The sequence below is a fragment of the Mesorhizobium sp. LNHC252B00 genome (genome assembly GCF_000502955.1).
Taxonomy (GTDB): domain Bacteria; phylum Pseudomonadota; class Alphaproteobacteria; order Rhizobiales; family Rhizobiaceae; genus Mesorhizobium.
Genome location: NZ_AYWO01000105.1, coordinates 1 through 629 on the forward strand (window position 1 = coordinate 1; position 629 = coordinate 629).

Below are 629 nucleotides of genomic sequence, written 5' to 3' on the forward strand. Positions count from 1 at the left end.
AATTCATGATCCATTTGAGATTGGTCGCCACGTCGTTGCCCTCGAGCGAGACGATGTAGCGATAGCGCTGGTGCTGGCTGATGCTGAGAAAAGGCCTGGCGTATTCGGGCGGTGCGTTCGGCTTGTGCGAACCGGCATCGCAGAACGGCAAGTCGTGCACGGCGTTCAGAAATCTTGTCCTGATCGGATTGTTGAGATCACCACGCCAGACAACGGACGGCAGCTTGTTGGCGAACGAGATGGCGTCAGCCGGCATCTGGAAATGACGAAACTTGTCGAGTTTCATGATGATCGCGTTCTCGTCGTCAGCACAGATTGGCCGGTCCTTAACGATCGAAGGCACCTTAGGGACATTCCTGACGTCGCCGAATTCCAGGTCGATGAGCAGGCCGGGATCGAAGTAGCGGGCGAATTCCTTCAGGTCGTAATAGTACATGGTTGGCGTGAAGGGCAGTTTGCCGATGCGCACGGCATGGGCGCTTGGCGCGAAACCATCCTGCAACTTGTTGTAGTAATTCAGCCTGCGGCGTGCCGCCTCACCGGAAAGCCTGGCCCTTTCGAGACGGCCAGCCAGCCTGGCACGAAACAGCGCTTGCGGAGCGATATCGCGCGCGACGTTTCTCGAATAA

1 pseudogene is annotated in these 629 nt (G+C 57.2%); it reads right to left on the bottom strand.

Going from position 1 to position 629, the window contains the following annotated elements:
• Positions 1 to 629: pseudogene (locus tag X744_RS1000000174770) on the bottom strand (lipopolysaccharide biosynthesis protein); the annotation flags it as partial.